Origin of the sequence: Vreelandella hamiltonii, assembly GCF_014651775.1 — a bacterium.
Classification (GTDB): Bacteria; Pseudomonadota; Gammaproteobacteria; order Pseudomonadales; family Halomonadaceae; genus Vreelandella; species Vreelandella hamiltonii.
Genome location: NZ_BMXN01000047.1, coordinates 1 through 5,081, shown reverse-complemented (window position 1 = coordinate 5,081; position 5,081 = coordinate 1). Strand labels below are relative to the sequence as shown.

The window sequence follows — 5,081 nt, the reverse complement described above, 5'->3', positions numbered from 1 at the left end:
GCAATAACGGGCTTGCGAAAGCCAACTTGCACGGGGCGAATGATCAAAAAGTGCTCGCTGGCGGTGATAGGGAAAGTGTCGGCGCCGGCTTCACGGATTCAGGAAGCTGTTCCATAGAGACCTTGCCGACTCCGCAGCCGACGTATAGGCAAGTGCCTACAGGTGGGGTTAACAGGCCAATGCCAAGAATAAAGGCCATCAATACACCAAAGTATACTGCATCAACGCCTACCGATGTTACGATTGGCGTTAGCATGGGAGCCATGATTACCATGGCTGGGGTCAAATCCATCACAAATCCCACTAACAGCAACAAGCCCGCAACGATCAATAGCAACATAAAAGGATCTTCGGTAATTGCTTGTACTTGGCGAACCAATGTTTGTGGTACCATGTTGATGGTTAAGAACCATGCGATGACCGTGGCAAATGCCAGCAGGAGCAAGACCATGCCAGTCAAACGAGCAGTACGAATCAGCATGCCCCATAGTTCAAGGATATGAAACTCTCGATAAACCACCAGTGAAATAAAAAGAGAATAAAGCAGTGCTGCTACGGCGGCTTCGGTGGCGGTAAAAACGCCGCCGATGATGCCGCCAATCACAATAACCGGCAAGACTAGTGCAAGCCAAGCCGCTTTGAATGCTTCCCAAAGTACATCAAGGCGGAATTGACGGGTCTGACCCGCCTGGCCAATAGTGGCCATAATAAAAGTCGTCGCCATCAGTGCAAGAGCGATCAATATACCTGGCACAATACCCGCAATAAACAGACGGCTAATTGATGTTTCAGTCACAATTCCAAATAATATCAATGGGATAGATGGAGGTATAATAATTCCAATCACTGATGAGACAGTATTGATCGCAGTTGCTTGAGGTGCGGTGTAACCCTGTTGCTTCATTGAGGGAATCATCATTGCTCCAGTCGCTGCTGTATCAGCAACGGCTGAACCACTAATGCCGCCGAAAAACATGGAGCCAGTGATCGCTACTTGACCTAAACCGCCGCGAATAAACCCTACCATGGCGCCAGCTAGTTCCATCAAACGGCGTGCAATACCGCCGTTGCTCATGACCTCTCCGACCAAAATAAAGAATGGAATCGCCAGTAGAGGAAAGCTGTTAACTCCTCGAATCGACTGTTCAATCATAATGGATAATGGGATGTCCGAAATCAGTGCCATTACTACGGCAGCAATTCCCAAGCCAAAGGCAATGGGAAGTCCTAATGCTAGAGAAGAAAAAAGAATACCTAGAAATATCCATAGCATGGTCTAACGGTCTCCGGTGGTGGGTATTGCACTAGGTGAGCGTATTTGCTGTACGCTCTGCCAAGCACGCCAAATCGCGACTGTGGCAATAAAGGTGGCACATAGTACGAGCGAGATATTTACCAAGTTCCATGGCACACCAAGAATTGCGGTACGCCCCGATGCTCTTGACATCACCAAAAAGCCACCCCAAATAATGACTCCCATCAAGCTGGCAATTGCCAAGTGTTGAATTAAGTAGAGTATATGAGCGGCGCGAGGGGGTAACTTGTGCACGAGAATATCCACAGCGATGTGCTCATAGCGCGCGAAAGCTGCGGCAGCGCCCACGAAAATTAGCCAAATAAACAGCATGCGAGCAAGTTCATCAGCCCACGGAAGAGAATGGTTTAAAATAGCTCGTCCGATAACATTGGCAGATACTGAAAAAATCAATGCCACCAGAAGAGCAGCGATGACATGCTCCATCCCCATGGTTAGCCAGCGAAATAATGCAGGGCCACGACGCTGTTCTGTGTCGATTTCCAACGGCTTACGCTGAGGGTCATCGAGAAAAGCTGTGGTATCGGGAGCGGGGGTATTTGGTATGTCCATGTGCTCTCCGCAACAGCAAATAACAATCAGGCAAGAGATTCCTGCCTCTTGCCTAATCTTTCACTAGAAATGGTTTATTCAGCCATTGTTGATTCAGCGATACGCTGGAATTCAGTAACTAGGTCTTCACCAATGCGCGGTGCCCACTCTTCATAAACCGGTTGGACAGCTGCCTGAAAGGCTGCAATTTGATAATCATCAAGCCGTGTGATCTGCATGCCACGTTCTTCTAGTTGGTCTCTGGCCCAGTCATCGTACTCGCTAGCAAGTTGTATTTCATAGTCAGCTGATTGCAGAGCAGCCTCGTGTATAAGCGCCTGGTATTCAGGGGCTAGGCGATTCCACGTGCGTTCAGAAATCATCATGATAAATGGTGTATAGACATGGCGTGTTTCTGATCCGTAATCCTGAACTTCATGAAAATTCGACGTCAGAATAGTGCTCCAAGGGTTTTCCTGCCCGTCGACAACACCTTGCTCCATGGCGGAAAACAGCTCTCCGAAAGCCATGGGGGTTGGGTTGGCCCCAAGGGCTTGCCAGATAGCTAAATGAACAGGATTCTCCATCGTACGTACTGACAAACCGCGAACGTCCAATCCTGCTACGTCTTCAGGCGATGAGACCTGCCTGGAACTATTGGAAAGCTGTCGAAAGCCGTTTTCAGAGAACGTTAAAGCTTTCAGGCCGGTACCCTCAAACGCATCTAGCATTTCTTGAGCGACATCACTGCGCATTGCTTCAATGGCCGCTTCACGAGTCGGAAGTAAGAAAGGTAGATCGAAAACGGCTAGCTCTGAAACGTAGCTGGTCGCTGGGGAAGAGGAGGGGTAGGTCATGTCCAACGTGCCGGTTTGTAGCATTTCCATCATCTGCACGTCATCGCCAAGCTGGCTGTTAGGAAAGATATTGACGCTGATGCGCCCCTCACTGCGTTGGTCGAGAATATCTGCAAAGTATTGGCTCGAGATGTACTGGGGCGAGCTTTCGGCCAAACCAAGGCCCATGCGCAGGGTGACATTGCCATGGTCACTGACGACTGCGCCTTCAATGGAAGGCGGGGCCGAAAGATCAGGTGTCTGAGCATAAGCGATTCCTGAGCTGAGTAGCGTGGCTCCGGTCACTAACAAGGTGTGTTTCCAAAGATAATGCATAATCTTCACTCTCCTGGCGTGCTGCAGCGCACTTTACTGAGGATGATCAAGCGAAATGCAGCGTGGCTTACCGTTGTTGTTGTTTAAACCCACAAAACAATGTCTAACTTTTTCTCTGTATGTTCAACATATACTTTTGTATGTGTCGACGAGGTCGGCGAGAAGGAGTACCGTTCCTAAAAACATTTTTACACCTACCTCAAGCGTGGAGCGGAACCATGGCTAATTTGCATCGCGTAATGTCTGATCAATTGCGTTCACGCTATTGGTTTGATAACCCGGATCACCCTGGCACGACCGCGCTATGCATCGAACGCTATCTCAATTACGGTATGACCCTTGATGAACTGACCAGCGGTAAGCCTATTATTGGCATTTGCCAATCTGGGTCTGACCTCACTCCCTGTAACCGCCACCACATTGATTTGGTCAAGCGCGTGAAAGACGGTATTCGTGCCTCAGGAGGTGTACCGTTTGAGTTTCCTATGCACCCAATCCATGAGAATGTACGTAGGCCGACCGCTGCCTTAGATCGTAATCTCGCCTACTTAGGTATCGTTGAGGTACTTCACGGCTACCCACTGGATGGTGTGGTGTTAACGACGGGGTGCGATAAAACCACACCAGCGGCATTGATGGCGGCGGCAACGGTGAATATTCCTGCTATCGTGTTGTCCGGTGGGCCCATGCTTAATGGCTGGCGAGGAGCTGAACGTGTAGGTTCAGGCACCATCATCTGGGAGTTGCGCAAACGCCTAGCCGCAGGAGACATCGACTACGCTGAATTCCTTTCACGGGCCAGCGACTCGGCACCTTCCGTTGGGCACTGCAATACGATGGGCACTGCTTCAACGATGAACTCCCTGGCTGAAGTGCTAGGCATGAGTCTACCGGGGTCTGCAGTGATTCCAGCTCCGTACAAAGAACGTGCGATGGTGGCCTACGACACTGGTGCTAGGATCGTAGATATGGTGTGGGAAGACCTGCGTCCATTGGATATTTTGACCCGCGAAGCCTTTGAAAACGCCATCGTTGCTTGCTCGGCGCTGGGTGGTTCATCCAACGCTCCTGTGCACATTAATGCCATTGCCCGTCATGCGGGAGTCAAGCTGGACAATGATGATTGGCAGCGACTGGGCCATGAAATCCCGCTGCTGGCCAATGTGATGCCTGCAGGTGCCTTCTTATGTGAAGAGTTCTATCGCGCTGGGGGCGTCCCCTCGATCCTCTATGAGCTTCAGGCCGCCGGTAAGCTTCATGGCGATGCGCTGACGGTCAATGGCCGCTCCATAGGCGATAATCTACAGGGCCGCGAAACTCAAGACTCCAATGTAATTTGTCGCTATAACGCCCCATTGGTGAATCATGCGGGCTTTCTCAATCTCAAAGGAAATCTATTTGACTCGGCGTTAATGAAAACTAGCGTCATCTCGCGAGATTTTCGCGAACGTTTCCTGAGTGATCCTGACGATCCTGATGCTTTTGAAGGTAAAGTCGTCGTCTTTGACGGTTCGGAGGACTACCACGCTCGTATTGATGACCCCGCACTACATATTGATGCACGTACCATTTTAGTTATGCGTGGGGCTGGCCCAGTGGGCCACCCCGGCGGGGCCGAAGTAGTCAATATGCAGCCACCTGAGGCGTTGATTAAACAGGGGGTCGAGTCTCTTCCGTGCTTGGGGGATGGCCGTCAATCGGGTACTTCTGGTTCTCCATCGATTCTTAATGCTTCTCCAGAAGCCGCCACGGGTGGGGGCTTGGCGCTGTTGGAAAGCGGCGACTGGCTGCGAGTTGATCTCAAAAGATTCGAGGTACATCTACTGATCGAAACGAGCGAGCTAGAAGCGCGTCGTGCGCGTTTGGCGCAGCAAGGCGGCTACCGCTACCCTGGCCACCAAACGCCTTGGCAGGAGATTCAGCGCAGCATGGTCGAACCACTGGATAGAGGCATGACACTAGGCTTTGTACGAAAAGTTAGCTCGCAGGCAGCGGTCTATGCATGCCACGCATACCATCGCCCTAAAGCTGCTTGCTAACTTATCGTAGCGTGTGGCAATGCG

The 5,081-nt window shown here is 50.9% G+C and carries 4 protein-coding genes; 1 reads left to right on the top strand and 3 read right to left on the bottom strand.

What is annotated here, in order from left to right:
* Positions 1-43 precede the first annotated feature (43 nt).
* The 3 genes from IE091_RS18195 to IE091_RS18185 form a co-directional block, all read right to left on the bottom strand.
* Complete coding sequence (locus tag IE091_RS18195; RefSeq protein WP_189464309.1) at positions 44-1,273, bottom strand: TRAP transporter large permease; 1,230 nt, start codon at positions 1,271-1,273, stop codon at positions 44-46.
* A gap of 3 nt (positions 1,274-1,276) precedes the next feature.
* Complete coding sequence (locus tag IE091_RS18190) at positions 1,277-1,867, bottom strand: TRAP transporter small permease (RefSeq protein ID WP_189464308.1); 591 nt, start codon at positions 1,865-1,867, stop codon at positions 1,277-1,279.
* A 74-nt stretch (positions 1,868-1,941) separates the two neighbouring features.
* Positions 1,942-3,018, bottom strand: coding sequence for a TRAP transporter substrate-binding protein (locus tag IE091_RS18185; RefSeq protein WP_189464307.1), 1,077 nt, complete (start codon positions 3,016-3,018; stop codon positions 1,942-1,944).
* A 218-nt stretch (positions 3,019-3,236) separates the two neighbouring features.
* Here IE091_RS18185 and IE091_RS18180 point away from each other — a divergent pair, with 218 nt between their 5' ends.
* Positions 3,237-5,057 (top strand): IlvD/Edd family dehydratase, encoded by a 1,821-nt coding sequence (locus IE091_RS18180; protein ID WP_422822546.1) that lies wholly within the window; start codon positions 3,237-3,239, stop codon positions 5,055-5,057.
* Positions 5,058-5,081: the final 24 nt, after the last annotated feature.

Bases quoted from the DNA above. Each gene is read 5' to 3' on its own strand.
- IE091_RS18195 (WP_189464309.1), bottom strand. From the start codon at position 1,273: ATGCTATGGATATTTCTAGGTATTCTTTTTTCTTCTCTAGCATTAGGA.
- IE091_RS18185 (WP_189464307.1), bottom strand. From the start codon at position 3,018: ATGCATTATCTTTGGAAACACACCTTGTTAGTGACCGGAGCCACGCTA.
- IE091_RS18190 (WP_189464308.1), bottom strand. From the start codon at position 1,867: ATGGACATACCAAATACCCCCGCTCCCGATACCACAGCTTTTCTCGAT.
- IE091_RS18180 (WP_422822546.1), top strand. From the start codon at position 3,237: ATGGCTAATTTGCATCGCGTAATGTCTGATCAATTGCGTTCACGCTAT.